14 protein-coding genes and 2 riboswitches are annotated in these 14,409 nt (G+C 63.3%); of the genes, 7 read left to right on the top strand and 7 right to left on the bottom strand.

The window, feature by feature from the left end:
* Positions 1–47: 47 nt before the first annotated feature.
* From SM763_RS09290 to SM763_RS09275, 4 genes are all read right to left on the bottom strand, one after another.
* Positions 48–1,445, bottom strand: coding sequence for an adenylate/guanylate cyclase domain-containing protein (locus SM763_RS09290; protein ID WP_490363274.1), 1,398 nt, complete (start codon positions 1,443–1,445; stop codon positions 48–50).
* A gap of 179 nt (positions 1,446–1,624) precedes the next feature.
* Complete coding sequence (locus SM763_RS09285; protein WP_065271899.1) at positions 1,625–2,728, bottom strand: site-specific DNA-methyltransferase; 1,104 nt, start codon at positions 2,726–2,728, stop codon at positions 1,625–1,627.
* 110 nt (positions 2,729–2,838) lie between these two features.
* Entirely contained in the window at positions 2,839–3,456 is a 618-nt protein-coding gene (gene rnhB / locus SM763_RS09280; protein ID WP_368998317.1) for a ribonuclease HII, read from the bottom strand.
* Between the two features lie 123 nt (positions 3,457–3,579).
* Positions 3,580–4,113 (bottom strand): hypothetical protein, encoded by a 534-nt coding sequence (locus SM763_RS09275; RefSeq protein ID WP_368998316.1) that lies wholly within the window; start codon positions 4,111–4,113, stop codon positions 3,580–3,582.
* Positions 4,114–4,301: 188 nt separating this feature from the next.
* Here SM763_RS09275 and SM763_RS09270 point away from each other — a divergent pair, with 188 nt between their 5' ends.
* The 3 genes from SM763_RS09270 (at position 4,302) to SM763_RS09260 (ending at position 6,961) form a co-directional block, all read left to right on the top strand.
* On the top strand, positions 4,302–4,595 hold the full coding sequence (locus SM763_RS09270; protein WP_274833117.1) for a hypothetical protein: 294 nt from the start codon (positions 4,302–4,304) through the stop codon (positions 4,593–4,595).
* Entirely contained in the window at positions 4,567–5,268 is a 702-nt protein-coding gene (locus tag SM763_RS09265) for a winged helix-turn-helix domain-containing protein (protein WP_368998315.1), read from the top strand. Before SM763_RS09270 ends, SM763_RS09265 begins: the two co-directional genes overlap by 29 nt.
* Positions 5,269–5,407: 139 nt before the next feature.
* Positions 5,408–6,961: a DUF427 domain-containing protein gene (locus SM763_RS09260; protein WP_368998314.1), complete on the top strand. Its 1,554-nt coding sequence runs from the start codon at positions 5,408–5,410 to the stop codon at positions 6,959–6,961.
* Positions 6,962–7,225: 264 nt separating this feature from the next.
* Here the strand turns inward: SM763_RS09260 and SM763_RS09255 are convergent, their stop codons facing one another.
* Complete coding sequence (locus SM763_RS09255; protein ID WP_274833120.1) at positions 7,226–8,170, bottom strand: AEC family transporter; 945 nt, start codon at positions 8,168–8,170, stop codon at positions 7,226–7,228.
* 13 nt (positions 8,171–8,183) lie between these two features.
* On the bottom strand, positions 8,184–9,287 hold the full coding sequence (aroC, locus tag SM763_RS09250; RefSeq protein WP_065271905.1) for a chorismate synthase: 1,104 nt from the start codon (positions 9,285–9,287) through the stop codon (positions 8,184–8,186).
* A gap of 180 nt (positions 9,288–9,467) precedes the next feature.
* Positions 9,468–9,564: riboswitch (TPP riboswitch) on the top strand.
* Between the two features lie 44 nt (positions 9,565–9,608).
* Here aroC and thiB point away from each other — a divergent pair.
* Genes thiB through SM763_RS09235 form a run of 3 tightly spaced genes read left to right on the top strand, consistent with a single transcriptional unit; the run spans position 9,609 to position 12,797 of the window.
* On the top strand, positions 9,609–10,586 hold the full coding sequence (gene thiB, locus SM763_RS09245) for a thiamine ABC transporter substrate binding subunit (RefSeq protein ID WP_368998313.1): 978 nt from the start codon (positions 9,609–9,611) through the stop codon (positions 10,584–10,586).
* A complete protein-coding gene (locus SM763_RS09240; protein ID WP_368998312.1) occupies positions 10,562–12,118 on the top strand; it encodes an ABC transporter permease family protein in 1,557 nt (518 codons plus the stop codon). The genes thiB and SM763_RS09240 overlap by 25 nt, the downstream gene beginning before the upstream one ends.
* A complete protein-coding gene (locus SM763_RS09235; RefSeq protein WP_368998311.1) occupies positions 12,105–12,797 on the top strand; it encodes a thiamine ABC transporter ATP-binding protein in 693 nt (230 codons plus the stop codon). Before SM763_RS09240 ends, SM763_RS09235 begins: the two co-directional genes overlap by 14 nt.
* Before the next feature lie 122 nt (positions 12,798–12,919).
* Here the strand turns inward: SM763_RS09235 and SM763_RS09230 are convergent, their stop codons facing one another.
* Positions 12,920–13,369 carry a 6,7-dimethyl-8-ribityllumazine synthase gene (locus tag SM763_RS09230; RefSeq protein ID WP_065271908.1) on the bottom strand — a complete coding sequence of 150 codons (450 nt, stop codon included), beginning with the start codon at positions 13,367–13,369 and terminating at the stop codon, positions 12,920–12,922.
* Between the two features lie 82 nt (positions 13,370–13,451).
* A riboswitch (FMN riboswitch) is annotated at positions 13,452–13,710 on the bottom strand.
* Between the two features lie 58 nt (positions 13,711–13,768).
* Between SM763_RS09230 and SM763_RS09225 the strand changes: the two genes are divergently transcribed.
* Entirely contained in the window at positions 13,769–14,377 is a 609-nt protein-coding gene (locus SM763_RS09225) for an FMN-binding negative transcriptional regulator (protein WP_368998310.1), read from the top strand.
* Positions 14,378–14,409 lie beyond the last annotated feature (32 nt).

Raw genomic sequence — 14,409 nt, 5'->3', positions numbered from 1 at the left:
CGAAAATGCCCTGAAACGCTCTTCTCTGCTGGCGTAGCTTGACCGAGTCAGCCACAGGTCGCGGTTACGCTCCAGACGCGCATGGACTGATCCAGACCGCGGATATCCTGCCCATCGTGACAGGTGAACTCATTCAAAAGCTCCGGCGCCTGCCCCTCGGCCATGACCTGCCCGCGTAAATCATCACTCATCACGATCTGCGCCTGCAGTCTGCGGGTCATTTCTTCGAGCCGTGCCGCCACGTTGACCGCAGTCCCGATCACCGCATACTCCAGCCGGTTTGCACCGATATCCCCCAACACGGTCTCGCCATAGTGAATGCCGATACCGGCGCAGATCTCCGGCTCTCCCCGGCGGCGCCGGTCGCGGTTCCAATCCGCCAGCGCCTCTTGCATCGCAATGGCACAGGCCAGCGTATCGGTGGCATCCTGCGGTCCAGCCATCGGGGTACCAAAGGTCGCCATCAGCCCATCACCCAGATATTTGTCGAGCGTCCCCCGATGACGGAAAACCTCGCGCTCCATCCGGGCATGAAAGGCCCGCAGCAACTCGATCACCCGGTGGGGATCTTGCCCCGCGCTCATCCGGGTAAAGCCGACGATGTCGATGAACAACACGCCCACATCCTGGCTGCGCACCTGCTTCAACGGATCGTCGTTCTGCGACAGCTGGTCCACCACATTGGGCGAGAAATAACGCGATAGGTTGGCCCGTTCGCGTTCAAGCCCCGCGTTGTCCATCAGCAACCGACTGAACCGGCGCGCGGAAATCCCCAGCGTCACCGCCACCAGAAGAAAGACAAAGATCTCCTGAACACGCAGGGGAATGTTGAAACTGTTCGGATCCATCATCGACGCCAATTCGGTGCCGGGACCAAAAGCGGCCTGCGTGGCGGCGGTCAGTTCTGGAAAGGGGTCCGCAAACCACCACGCCAGGCCCAGTCCAGCGGCCCACATCGCAGAGGTCCAGACCCCGATCGCGATCACCGTACGCCAGGAAAACGCCAGTGTCCCGCCCGCCAGGATCACAAAGAAATAGAGGAAGTTGTCGATCCTGTACTGCATCGCCAGCGGCAGATCACTGGGGCTGAAGGGATTCGGCGCCACCATGCCCACCGTCATGATCAAGAGGTCCATGAAGATCAGCAACAGTTCGACCCGGGAACGCCCCACCTGTCCATAGCGCTGAATCAGCCAGCCGTTGAGGCACAGCAGCAGCAGAATGCCATGGTAATAAAGCACATCCCAGGTCGGGCTGACGGCAACCAGAAAGACCGAGATGACAGCCATCGCAATCCAGCGCGCCCGCACCGCGAGTTCCAGACCCTCGCGCTTGTGCGCCTCCAGCGCCGCCGCTGCGTATTGGCTGTCCCCCACGGGATCCGCCGCATTGACCGTCTCAGCGGCGCGCATCTGCTGCGCCGCACCCAGAGCCGTATCCGCCATCGTCCGTTCCTTCGTTCCCGATCCGACCATAGGCATCACCCCGGCGGGACGCACCCCCTATCCCGCAGGTAGAACCAAAAAAGCCCCGCCAGATCGGCGGGGCAAGGTGAGGTGCCCGCGCCCCTGACCAAAGGTCGGGGCACAGGCACCAGCGGTGTTGTTTGGTTTTCTCGGTTAGATCAGGCCTGCATTTCCGCGCGGATCTGCTGACGCAGAACATCAATCGGAACGGTTTTGCCATCGCGGCGGAAGCACCAATAGGTCCAGCCGTTGCAGGACGGTGCGCCCTCCAGCGCGGCGCCGACCTGATGGATCGAACCTTTGACCTCGCCGCCGACCAGCGTGCCATCGGCGCGCACCTTGGCCTTGTGGCGCTGGTTCATCGAGAACAGCTCTTCGCCGGGGCGCAGCATACCGCGTTCGACCAGCTGGCCAAAGGGAACACGCGGTTCCGCGCGTTTGCTGGCCGAAACCTGCAGGGCTTCACGGTCGAACTTGCGCACTGCCTTGATGCGTTTTGCTGCCACCTCGCGGTAGGCCTCTTCCTGTTCAATCCCGATGAACTCGCGGCCCAGCATCTTGGCCACGGCACCGGTGGTACCAGTACCAAAGAAGGGATCAAGCACCACGTCGCCCGGGTTGGTCGAGCCGACCAAGATGCGGTGCAGCAGCGATTCCGGCTTTTGCGTCGGATGCGCCTTGTCGCCATTCTCGTTCTTCAGACGCTCATGCCCGGTGCAGATCGGCAGCACCCAGTCGCTGCGCATCTGGATGCCTTCGTTGAGGGCCTTCAGCGCTTCGTAGTTGAAGGTGTATTTTGCGCCTTCCGACTTCGACGCCCAGATCATCGTCTCGTGGGCGTTGGTATAGCGCTTGCCACGGAAGTTCGGCATCGGGTTGGACTTGCGCCAGATCACATCATTCAGGATCCAGTAGCCCTCGTCCTGCAGCGCCGATCCGACCCGGAAGATGTTGTGGTACGAGCCAATCACCCAGATCGAGCCGTTCGGCTTCAGGATCCGGCGCGCCTCGCGCAGCCAGGCGCGGGTGAAATCGTCATAGACCTTGAAGCTGTCGAACTGATCCCAGTGATCATCGACAGCATCGACCTTGCTGTTGTCGGGGCGATGAAGCTGGCCCTTCAGCTGCAGGTTATAAGGGGGGTCCGCGAAGATCAGATCGACGGAATTTGCCGGGAGTCCGGCCATGACCTCGATGCAATTGCCACCAAGAATCGCGTTTAGAGGGAGCGCCGCGGCGCCCTTCGTCATGGTTTTGTTCATTTGCTCTGCCTCAATAACCACGGCGCATTTTTGCGCTCATTTTGGTTATCCACAGGATGAGTCATCCGGGATTCGAGGTCAATTTGTTTTTTAGAACAGCAGTCTACGGTTCACTCTTGATACAATATCTTGTGGACCGGCTTGAAGGATCTCCGATGATGTGGGGTGACGCCCAATTCCTCCAGCGCCGTGCGGTGCTGTTTCGACGGGTAGCCTGCGTTTTTCTCCCATCCATATCCCGGAAACTGTTGCGCTAAATCCACCATGATCCGATCCCGCGCCTCTTTGGCCACGATCGAGGCCGCCGCGATCGACAGTGATTTGCCGTCTCCCTTGACCACTGCTTCGGCCGGAATCTGCAGCCCGTTGGGGATCATGTTCCCGTCGATCAGCAGGTAATCCGGCTGCGGGTTCAGAGCTGCCACGGCGCGTTCCATCGCCAGATGCGAGGCGCGGAGAATATTAAGGGAATCAATCTCTTCAACGGTGGCATGGGCAATCGCAACCACCCCATTGTCAAAGATCGCCTGCTCCACCGCCTGGCGTTTTTTCGGGCTCAGTTTCTTGGAATCATTCAGCCCCTCGGGAATGCATTCAGGGGTCAGTATGACGGCTGCTGCCGTGACCGGTCCGGCCAATGGCCCCCGGCCCACCTCATCCACTCCGGCGATGATCAGGGACCCGCGGGCGCGGGCGGCGTCTTCAAGGCTGTAATCTGGCTTGTCCATGGATCCGAGAGACCCAAACCAGCGCGGTATTGCAATCCCGTCACGCCCGGCCAAAGGAAAAAGAGGGGCAATGCCCCTCTGAAATCGCCTCTCACTGTTGCGGAAATATCACAGCCCTGCCCGTCACCGGCGCACCAACCAGTAACCTCGGTTCTGCAGGCAGGTCGGCTTGTAACCGCTGCGATGCTTGTGCCCGTTCCAGAAGGTCACCCGGCAGACCTGCGGCAGCGCCGATTCGTACCGGTATTGGCGCTTCAGGCAGTTCTCCCCGACCAAGGTATGGCTGCGGCTGTAGCGGGGGAAATAGCGCACGCATTGCGCAGGAAGGTCATAACGCGCAACCCGGGGCGGCAGCGGGCGCGACCCGTGATGCGGACGACCGTGGTGGGGGTGTGCGCCGTGCTGAGGATACCCATGGCCATGCGGCGGCGTGGTCACCGGTGCAGTGTAACGGTCCTGGTGCCGCGCATCATTGATCGCCGCGCCCAGAATGCCAAGCAGAGCCACTCCTGCCAGCACCTTTGCCACGTCTTCGTCGGCACGGGCAGGCGCGGCGGAGATACCGGTAATGGCCAGCGACAGCGACAGAATCAACGCAATGAACTTGCGGTGGGATTTGCCCTGTGGGCAGCGGCGGGTGGAAGCGGAGTAGGTCATATCAAAGCCTTTCATCAGGGGCGCAGGGCGGCATGTCGTTGAATGTTTCATCGTGGCCAGAAGCCGGTGATCCAACCCTGGCTTTGCTGCCGTCGGACAGGCAATAACGCCCCCCTGATATCGGATATCAGCCCCGCCAAGACGCTGCTGTTATTGAATATCGGCGCGATCGGGCGCAGGGTTGCGTCATGAAACACATGCTCCTGATCCCCCTCCTGGCTCTGGCCCTGACTGCGGGCGCACCGCAGGCGCAGGCCGCCGATTGCTATGCCGATTACAAGGCCAAGCAGGACAACCCGCTGAAACTGCATTATGGCGTCATCCAGCTGTCCGGCCCCTGCAAGAAGGGCCCGGCCCGCAAGGAAATCACGGCCCGTCTGGCGCCTGCCGGATGGACCCTCTTGAACGTGCTGTCGGTCTTTGGGCCCGAAGGCCTGCAACAAAGGAAGGCCAATGCGGGCTCCTATTACCTCCGTTTCTGAAATGCGCGCCGCGGGTGGGCGGGTGGTCGCGTTTGGTATCGTCGCCATCGTGGCGCTGCTGGCGATTGCCGGGACCTGGCTTCTGCTGACCCTGCCCGATGCCAACGCCTTTGACGCCCGTGTCGAACGGGTCTTTGTGGAAAACGATCTGACAACCCAGGCCGAGATCAAGCTGCTGGAGATTCTCGCCCAGTCCGGCACCGCCTTTGCCGATACGCTGGCCAGCTACCGCATGGTGATCTTTGTGCTGCTGGTCTTTGCCGCTGCGATGATGCTGGCGGCGCTGGTGGTGCTGACCATGCTGCTGCTCCTGAACCGGCGCATGGCGCAGATCGAACGCGCCGGCATTCAGGTCAACGAGCTGCTGATCAGCCGCGAGGAAAACACCGTCTACCTCAACAGCATGGGCTTCCGCCTGACCCCGGCAGCGATGGAGACCCTCGCGGCCCTGGCCGAAGCGCGGATGGATGATGATGTCCTGTCGGGCGCTGAAATTGAAGCGGTGATTTCCGGCCGTCACAGCAGCGATTGTGACGAGGCCGCCGGCGCCACCCGGATCAAACGCCTGCGCGATACCCTTGGCAACCAGATGATCAGCGAGCTTCTGGTCAAGAACATCGCCAAACGCGGCTATGTGCTCGCCATTAGCAAGGATGTCATCCGCATGGTATAATGCGCGACAGAGCACCGACATCGTGCGCAACCTGCACATCACCTGTGCGGCATCTGCCGGTTTCGCATCTGGAAACCCGGCAGAGCCCGCCCCATATAGGACCAACTCCACAGATCGGTTTTTAAAAAGGACAGCCCGGATGAATGTGCACGTTAAGCCCCCCGCCCGGGGATACGGCATTCTGGTCGAACCGCTCAGCGGTCCGGTGCGGGTATTCCGCAACGGTGTCCTTCTCGCCGAAAGCAGCGCGGCAAAGGTGATGTATGAAACCCGCCTGCCGCCCACCGTCTATTTCCCGCGTGACGATGTGCTGGTGCCCCTGTCAGAACGGGTGGCGCTGCAAACCTTCTGCCCGTTCAAAGGCACCGCCTGCTATCACGATCTGAAGCTTGAGGACGAGCGCGTCGACAATGCGGTCTGGATCTACGAGAACACCCTGCCGGAGGCTGCCGGGATCACCGGCCATGTGGGTTTCGTGCAGGATGATGAAACACAGCTGGATCTGGGGGAGAACACGCTCACCCCGCCTGATTCCGGCAATATCTCCGGCCCGCTGATCGACTGGCTGCTGCGCGAAGCGGCAATGCTGAACACTCCCGAAAGCTTTACCGAGGCGCTGGCGGAAAAACTGCGCGAACAGGGCGTGCAACTGGCCCGGCTGTCGGTGCTGGCCTGGTCCCTGCACCCGATGATCGCGGGCAAGAATTACGTCTGGAAACGCCGCTCCCCCGAGATCATCGTCACCGCACCCAGCTATGACCTCCTCAGCAAACCGCAGTATCAGAACAGCCCCCTGCGCCACGTCTCGCAGGGGCTTGGCGGTGTGCGCCACCGGCTGCACCGCGATCTGCCCGACGATGCCTTCCCGATCCTTCAGGACCTGCGCAGCGAAGGCGCCACCGATTACGTCGCCATGCCGCTGCCGTTCTCGGACGGGCGCATCAACGTGATGACCGTGGCCAGCGATCACCCCGACGGGTTCACCACCGCCAATCTGGGCCTGATATTTGAATGCAGCGCCGTGATCGCCCGCTACTACGAGGTCTTCATGCAGCGCGAAAACGCGCAATCGCTGCTGGAAACCTATGTCGGCAAACGCTCCGGCGCGCGGGTCCTGGGCGGTGAAATCCGCCGCGGCGACGGGGATGAGATCGACGCCGCCATCATGTTCTGCGATCTGCGCAATTCCACCCGGCTCGAAGAGGACCTGGGCCGCGATACCTATATCCAGCTGCTGAACGGCTTTTTTGAAACCGCCTCTACAATCGTGCATGACAACGGCGGCGAGGTGCTGAAATTCATCGGCGACGCTGTGCTGGCGGTCTTCCCCGCCGACCCGCAGAAAAGCTACCGCGCCCGCAGCCAGGCACTGGCCTCGGCCCGCGCCATCGTCGATGCACTGCCCGAGCTGGCGCGCGACACCGGGCTGGCGGCCCTGCAATGCGCCACCGGCCTCGCCTATGGCTCGGTCACCTATGGCAACGTCGGCTCGCAGGAACGGCTCGATTTCACCGTCATCGGACGCGCCGCCAACGTCGCCGCCCGCCTGGGTGAATATGGCAAGACGCAAGGTCACCAGATCGTGGTCAGCGCCGATGTACTGAAAGACCCCTCCAATGCCATTCCGCTGGGCGAGGTCGAACTGCACAATGTCTCCCGCCCGGTGAACAGCTACGCGATCCCCACCTCCTGAGCGGCCCTTCTGCCCCCGCTCTCTGGTGATGGGTCAAGGGCCGCACTGCGGCCGCGCGATAGCGCGGTTCACCCTTGAGGCAGCGCCAGAGGGTATGATCCTTGTGTAGGTCCGTTGAGGGCAGATCTGCCCCTCAATGGACCTCTCAGCAATTACACTTGCGCTGTCCAAAGGACAGCGCCCGGCCCAATGCCACACAAAGGGTGCTGGCGCAGTCGGCCCCCTGCGGGCGCGGGAGCATTCCGCCTGCCCCAAAGACTTAGATCAGACCAGCAGCCACAACAGAACGGTCAGCGTCACAAAGGCGAGGCTCGTGGCGGTCAGCATGGCCAGACTCGCCGCGCCCTCCAACCCCTGCCGCTGGGCCAGCACCGTATAGATCCCGAACATCGGCATCGCCGCCGACAGGATCACCGCGCTGTGCAACTCTTCCGGCAGCGTCACCAGACCCGCCCATAGCAGTACCGCCGCCGCGCCAGCCACCAGCGCCGGGTGCAAGAGCAGCTTGCTCGCCGCGATCTGCGCCGCAAGACTTCGGTTGCCGTGCATCGGCAGCCCCACCAGAGATCCACCGATCACCACCAGCGACAGCGCCCCGGCCGAGGCCGCCAGCATATCTACAAAACGCAGGAACGGCCCCGGCAGCGTCAGGCCAGCAGCCGAAACCACAAGCCCCAGCGCCAGTGCGATCAGCATCGGCATCTTCGCCATGTTCCACAGGATACCGCGCAGTTTCGGTAGCAGAGGCTGGCCCGGCGTGCTGCCCGCCAGTTCCATCAAGAGCAGGCACGTGGGGATCAGGATCAGGTTCTCGACCAGCAGGTTCAGCGCCAGGATCACCCCAGCCAGATCCGGAAAGGTCAGAAGCATGATCGGATAGCCGACAAAGCCGTTGTTGGGACAGGTCGATCCCATCACGCCCAACGCCCGGCGGCGCGGATCCACGCCGCGCAGGGTGAACAGCACGAAGGAAACCGCGATGGTGGCGACCCCGCCCAGACCATAGGCCAGCACATATCCGGGCTGGAACACTTCGGCCGGGTTGCGCGCTGCCACGGCGGAAAAGATCAGCGCCGGCAGGGCGATGTTCAGCACATAGGCCCCGAACCTGCGCATATCCTCTGGGGTGAACCAGCCTTTCCAGACGATCCCGTAGCCAAGGCCCAGCGCCGCATAGATCGGAAAGGTGATCGACAGGATCGCGCCCATGGCTCTGTGGCCCCTAGCCGATCTTCCCCTGGTTCTCGCCGATCTGTCCCCGGTGCAGCATCAGGTGATCTAGGATCACGCAGGCCATCATCGCCTCGGCCACCGGCACCGCGCGGATACCAACACAGGGGTCATGGCGGCCCTTGGTGATCACCTCGGCTGGGCTGCCATCCTTGCGGATCGACTGGCGCGGCGTCAGGATCGACGAGGTCGGCTTTACCGCGAACCGCACGACAACATCTTGGCCGGTGGAAATCCCGCCCAGGATGCCGCCTGCGTGGTTGCTGGAATAGACCGGCTGACCATCGTTGCCCATGAAGATCTCATCGGCGTTTTCCGAGCCTTTAAGACGCGCGGCATTCATGCCTTCACCGATCTCCACCCCCTTGACCGCGTTGATCGACATCATCGCCGCCGCCAGATCGGTGTCCAGCTTGCCATAGACCGGCGCGCCGATCCCGGCGGGCACGCCACGGGCCACCACCTCGATCACCGCGCCGACGGAATCATGCGCCTTGCGCAGCGCCTGCAGGTAGTCTTCCCAGTCTTTCACAGCGCCCGCATCGGGGATCCAGAAATCATTCTGATCGATGGCGTCCCAATCGAACCGTTCCCGGTCGATGCCCATCTCGCCCATGGCGACCATATAGCCCTTGATCTCCAGCCCCGGCGCCAACGCCTTGATCGCCTCGCGGGCGACACCGCCCGCTGCAACCCGCGCCGCCGTTTCCCGCGCCGAGGACCGTCCGCCGCCGCGATAATCGCGGTTGCCGTATTTCTGGTAATAGGTGATGTCGGCATGACCGGGGCGGAAGGTCTGGGCGATATCGCCGTAATCCTTGGAGCGCTGGTCGGTGTTCTCGATCATCAGCTGGATCGGCGTGCCTGTGGATTTTCCTTCAAAGACACCCGACAGGATCTTCACCGCATCCGGTTCATTGCGCTGGGTCATGTTCTTGTTCTGACCGGGGCGGCGCTTGTCCAGCCACTGTTGCAGCATCTCCGGCTCCAGCGGCACGTTCGGCGGGCAACCATCGACGGTGGCGCCCAGCGCGGGACCGTGGCTTTCACCCCAGGTGGTGACGCGGAAAAGATGGCCAAAGCTGTTCATCGACATGGGGGCGGTCTCCTTTGCGATCCGTGCTTAGCGGCGGGGCGGGCGTGGCTCAAGTGCAATTGCGCCCGCGTTGCCTGTCCCGCGCACGCTGCGGCAACGCACTGGTCACCTGTTTCGCGCGCGAAACATCCGCGCCGCCACCCTCTTTCCTTGTCTTTGCCGCCCCCGCGACTTAGGTTGCCGCTCACCTCGGGGTGCGTCGCACAAGGGCGCTGAGATCACACCCGTTGAACCTGAACCGGCTAACACCGGCGGAGGGAAGGCTATGGATAAGACCCGTCAACGGCACCACCCTTGCCCATCGCCGCAAAGGAGGATGCCATGAAGTATTCTGTTTTTGCAGCGGGACTGCTCGGCGCATCGGCGGCATTCGCCGAGACGCCCGAATTGACCGTTTACACCTACGACAGCTTTGTCTCGGACTGGGGCCCCGGCCCTGCGGTCGAGAAGGCCTTTGAAGAGGTCTGCGGCTGCGATCTGAAACTGGTCGGCGCGGGCGATGGCGCCGCGCTGCTGGCGCGGATCAAGCTGGAAGGCAACCGTTCCGATGCAGATGTGGTGCTGGGGCTGGATACCAACCTCACCGCCGCCGCCAAGGACAGCGGCCTGTTTGCGGATCATTCCGTCAGCGCCGAGTTCGATCTGCCCATCGCCTGGGAAGATGCGACCTTTGTTCCTTATGACTGGGGCTATTTCGCCTTTGTCCACAATGCGGCTGCCGATGTGCCGGGCGATTTCAAATCGCTGGCCGCCAGCGACACCCGGATCGTGATCCAGGATCCGCGCTCCTCCACCCCGGGTCTGGGCCTGTTGATGTGGGTGAAGGCCGCTTACGGGGATGAGGCGCCGACAATCTGGGAAGGTCTTGCTGACAATATCGTCACCGTGACCAAGGGCTGGTCCGAGGCCTATGGCATGTTCCTAGAGGGCGAGGCCGACATGGTGCTCTCCTACACCACCTCCCCCGCCTATCACCTGATCGCGGAAGAGGACGCCAGCAAGGCGGCCGCGTCGTTTGACGAAGGCCATTACATGCAGGTCGAGGTCGCCGGCAAACTCGCCGCGAGCGACCAGCCCGAGCTGGCCGATCAGTTCCTTCAGTTTATGGTCACCGATGCCTTTCAGTCCGTCATCCCCACCACCAACTGGATGTATCCGGCGGTGACGCCTGACGGCGGTCTGCCCGAGGGATTTGAAACGCTGATCACCCCGACAAATTCGCTGCTGCTGCCCGCCGATCAGGCTGCGGCTGTGCGTGATGCGGCGCTGGACGAATGGCGCGGCGCGCTCAGCCGCTAAGCCCGGCTGCGGGATATGGCGCCGCCCTGCTGGTGGCGGCGCTGATCCTTGGCACGCTGGCAGCGGTCGCCTTACGCGCCGAACCCGGGCGCGGGCTGGTCACCGCCGATTGGGCGGCGGTGCGGTTCACGCTGGTGCAGGCGGGCCTGTCGGCGCTGTTCAGTGTCGCCCTTGCGGTGCCCGTGGCCCGCGCGCTGGCGCGGCGGCGCTTTGCCGGGCGCAGCCTGCTGATCGCCCTTTTGGGCGCACCCTTCATCCTGCCGGTGATCGTTGCCATCCTTGGCCTGCTCGCGGTTTTTGGCCGCGCGGGCTGGGTCAGCGATGCGCTGGGACTGTTCGGACTTGAACCCCTCAGCATCTATGGTCTGCACGGTGTTGTGCTGGCCCATGTCTTTTTCAACCTGCCGCTGGCGACGCGGCTGATCCTGCAAGGCTGGCAGGAGATCCCCGCCGAACGTTTTCGTCTGGCCGCGCAACTGGACGCAGACGCGCGCGCCATGTGGCAGCTTTTGGAGGCACCGATGCTAGCCCGCGTCGTACCCGGCGCCTTGGCGGTGGTCTTTGCCATTTGCCTCTCCAGCTTTGCCGTGGCCCTGACGCTGGGCGGTGGCCCGCGCGCCACCACCATTGAACTGGCGATCTATCAGGCCTTCAGTTTCGATTTCGATCTGGGCCGCGCGGCGCTGTTGTCGGCGGTGCAATTGCTGCTGACCGCGCTGGCGGCCATGATCGCCCTGCGCGCCCCGGTGGGCGAAGGGTTCGGCAGCGGGCTTGACCGAATGCTGCGCCGCTGGGACGGGCGCGGCGCGGTGGCGCGCGGGCTTGATGGCTTCTGGATCCTCTTTGCCGCTTTGTTCCTGCTCCTGCCGCTGCTGGCGGTGGTGCTGTCGGGGCTGCCGGGCGTGTTGACCCTGCCCGCCTCGGTCTGGAAGGCCGCGGGGGCCTCAATCCTGGTGGCAGGCGCCAGCACCCTGATCCTGCTGGCGCTGGCCCTGCCGATGGCGCTGGCGGCGGCGCTGGGGCGCCCGCTGCCGATGGAGGTCGCCGGACTTCTGGGACTTGCCGCCTCTCCGCTGGTGATCGGCACCGGGCTGTTCATCCTGATCTATCCTGTGGCCAGCCCCTTTGCGCTGGCGCTGCCAGTGACGGCGCTGGTCAATGCGGTGATGGCGCTGCCCTTTGCCATGCGGATCCTGATCCCGGCGGCCCGCGATGTCATCACCCGGCACCGGCGGCTTGCGCTCTCTCTTGATATGACCGGGCGACCCTTTATCCTGTGGGTGGTCCTACCGCGTATGCGGGCGCAGATCGGATTTGCCGCCGGGCTGGCGGCGGCGCTGTCGATGGGGGACCTTGGGGTCATCGCCCTTTTTGCCGATCCCGAGGTCGCCACCCTGCCTTTGCAGGTCTACCGGCTGATGGGCGCCTACCAGATGCAGGCGGCAGCGGGTGCGGCACTGGTGCTGCTGTGCCTGTCGATGGGGGCCTTCTGGATCCTGGACCGGGGAGGACGCTGGCATGCTGAAGCTTGAACATATCCGCATCGACAATGGCGGCTTTATCCTGACCGCCGATTTCGCGATTCCCCCCGGCGCGCGGGTTGCGGTGATCGGCCCATCCGGCGCGGGCAAGACCACCCTGATCGAGGCCATCGCCGGGTTTCTGCCCCTCTCCGGCGGGCGGATCTTCTGGGGAGAGAACGATCTGAGCGATCAGCTGCCCGGCAAGCGTCCGGTCGCCATGCTGTTTCAGGATGGCAATCTGTTTCCCCATCTGACCGCGGCGCAGAACGTCGGGCTGGGCCTGCAACCGAACCTGCGACTGAGCGATGCCGAACACGCGCGCGTCGCGCAGGCACTGGAGCGAGTCGGCCTTTCAGGCATGGAGGCGCGCAAACCTGCCGCCCTGTCCGGCGGACAGCAAAGCCGTGTCGCGCTGGCGCGGGTGCTGGTGCAGGGGCTGGATATCCTGCTGCTGGATGAACCCTTCGCGGCACTGGGTCCTGCCTTGAAGGCCGAGATGCTGGATCTGGTGGCGGAACTGGCAACGGAGAGCGGCGCAACGCTGTTGATGGTGAGCCATGACCCCGGCGACGCCCGGCGCATTGCCGATCAGGTGGTGCTGGTGGCCGAGGGGCAGGCTCATCCGCCCCGGCCAACGGCGGATCTTTTGGACAACCCGCCGCCTGCCTTGAAGGCTTATCTGGGGTAGTTTGTTTTCAGAAGGGCAGTTCAGCGTCCGACCGAGGTGGGAGCGGAACGCGCCCGCCGTGGGGGCGGGCGGACGCGTGCCTGCCGCTGAAGCGGCAGGCTGTTGGTCACAAATACGAAGGTCTACGCAGCCTGCGCCAATCCCTTTGCCTGCTCCCGCGTCTTGGTGATCATCAGCGCAGCCTGCGCCGCCTCACGGCCCTTCTGAACGAAATGGTCGCGGTAGATCGCCATGTGGTGATCGGTTTCCTGGAAATGATGCGGGGTCAGCGAGACAGACAGCACCGGCACGCCGGTGTCCATTCCTGCACGCATCAGCCCGTCCACGACCGCCTGCGCCACGAAATCATGCCGGTAGATGCCGCCATCCACCACGAGCGCAGCGCAAGCCACGGCGGCGTATTGGCCGGTCTTGGCAAGCTCCTGCGCCATCAACGGCATCTCGAATGCGCCAGGCACGTCAAAAACATCGATCTGCTCGGCCGGGATCAATTCCTGAAATCCTTCGAGCGCGCGATCGACGATATCGGCGTGCCAATTGGCCTTGATGAATGCATATCGGGTGTGTGTCATGGTTATCTCCTATAGGTTCGACACGTCACCCAAGGCGATAACGAACAGCAGGAGCCCCGCCCCGAAAAAGGCAGCCCCTGTCGCACGTTCTCTTCCATCCGGACTATAACCGTCGGCTCTGGCCTCTCACCAGATCTGCTTGTCACTTTCCTGACTGCTCCACAGCTTGATCCGAAAAACGGTTCCCACTTTTCGGGCTGTGGACGCGCTTGTCCACGCCACCGGAACCGATGTTCGTCTCATTGGCTGTGGGGACACGCCCCGAAAAGCCGCTCGCGGGCTGACGGGGACACGCCCCGCATACCGCCGGTGGGGAATTTCGCCCCGCCCTGAGAACAGGCGGAACTTGCCAACAGCGGGCCGGTGTTTCAAGTCTGTTCGCGACGTCAGGAGATCAATATGCACCCCAATCCCATTTATCATGATGCAGACCGCGCGCAGAATCTCGATTTTGCCCGGACGCGCGCCTTTGGCGTGCTGGCGGTTTCCACGGCAGAGGCGCCGCTGATCAGCCATGTTCCATTTTTGCTGAGCGAAGACGGCACCTCTGCCGATCTGCATCTGGTACGGTCGAACCCGATCACCCGGGTGCTGAAAACCCCGCAGGCTGCGCGGCTGGCCGTCAGCGGGCCGGATGGCTATGTCTCGCCCGATTGGTACGGGCTGGCCGATCAGGTGCCGACCTGGAATTACGTCGCCGTGCATCTGACCGGCAGTCTGGAACAGCGCCCGCAGGATGAACTGCTGGGCCTTCTGGACCGGCAATCCGCGTTTTACGAGGCGCGGTTGCTGCCGAAACCGCCTTGGCACAGCGACAAGATGGAGCCGGAGGCGCTGGAACGGATGATGCGGATGATCGTGCCGGTGCGGCTCAGCATCGAAACGGTGGAGGGCACCTGGAAGCTGAGTCAGAACAAGCCTGAGCCCGCCCGCACGGCGGTCGCGGATCAGATCACCACCGGTTTTGGCGCCGAGCTGGATGATCTGGCCCGGATGATGCGCTCCTGATCCCCGGACTGCCCCGCGCGGGTCTGGGCCGC

The organism is Pseudophaeobacter sp. C1-32P7 (genome assembly GCF_041008775.1).
In the GTDB taxonomy this organism is placed as follows: domain Bacteria; phylum Pseudomonadota; class Alphaproteobacteria; order Rhodobacterales; family Rhodobacteraceae; genus Phycobacter; species Phycobacter gallaeciensis_A.
This window is presented reverse-complemented; position numbering and strand designations above follow the sequence as displayed.

Excerpts from the sequence above, each read along its gene's own strand:
- SM763_RS09275 (WP_368998316.1), bottom strand. The coding sequence starts at position 4,113 with ATGACCTACTCCGCTTCCACCCGCCGCTGCCCACAGGGCAAATCCCAC.
- SM763_RS09270 (WP_274833117.1), top strand. The coding sequence starts at position 4,302 with ATGAAACACATGCTCCTGATCCCCCTCCTGGCTCTGGCCCTGACTGCG.
- SM763_RS09240 (WP_368998312.1), top strand. The coding sequence starts at position 10,562 with ATGGCGCGGCGCGCTCAGCCGCTAAGCCCGGCTGCGGGATATGGCGCC.
- SM763_RS09225 (WP_368998310.1), top strand. The coding sequence starts at position 13,769 with ATGCACCCCAATCCCATTTATCATGATGCAGACCGCGCGCAGAATCTC.
- SM763_RS09265 (WP_368998315.1), top strand. The coding sequence starts at position 4,567 with ATGCGGGCTCCTATTACCTCCGTTTCTGAAATGCGCGCCGCGGGTGGG.
- SM763_RS09255 (WP_274833120.1), bottom strand. The coding sequence starts at position 8,170 with ATGGGCGCGATCCTGTCGATCACCTTTCCGATCTATGCGGCGCTGGGC.
- SM763_RS09235 (WP_368998311.1), top strand. The coding sequence starts at position 12,105 with ATGCTGAAGCTTGAACATATCCGCATCGACAATGGCGGCTTTATCCTG.
- SM763_RS09260 (WP_368998314.1), top strand. The coding sequence starts at position 5,408 with ATGAATGTGCACGTTAAGCCCCCCGCCCGGGGATACGGCATTCTGGTC.
- SM763_RS09230 (WP_065271908.1), bottom strand. The coding sequence starts at position 13,369 with ATGACACACACCCGATATGCATTCATCAAGGCCAATTGGCACGCCGAT.
- thiB (WP_368998313.1), top strand. The coding sequence starts at position 9,609 with ATGAAGTATTCTGTTTTTGCAGCGGGACTGCTCGGCGCATCGGCGGCA.
- SM763_RS09290 (WP_490363274.1), bottom strand. The coding sequence starts at position 1,445 with ATGGCGGATACGGCTCTGGGTGCGGCGCAGCAGATGCGCGCCGCTGAG.
- rnhB (WP_368998317.1), bottom strand. The coding sequence starts at position 3,456 with ATGGACAAGCCAGATTACAGCCTTGAAGACGCCGCCCGCGCCCGCGGG.
- SM763_RS09285 (WP_065271899.1), bottom strand. The coding sequence starts at position 2,728 with ATGAACAAAACCATGACGAAGGGCGCCGCGGCGCTCCCTCTAAACGCG.
- aroC (WP_065271905.1), bottom strand. The coding sequence starts at position 9,287 with ATGTCGATGAACAGCTTTGGCCATCTTTTCCGCGTCACCACCTGGGGT.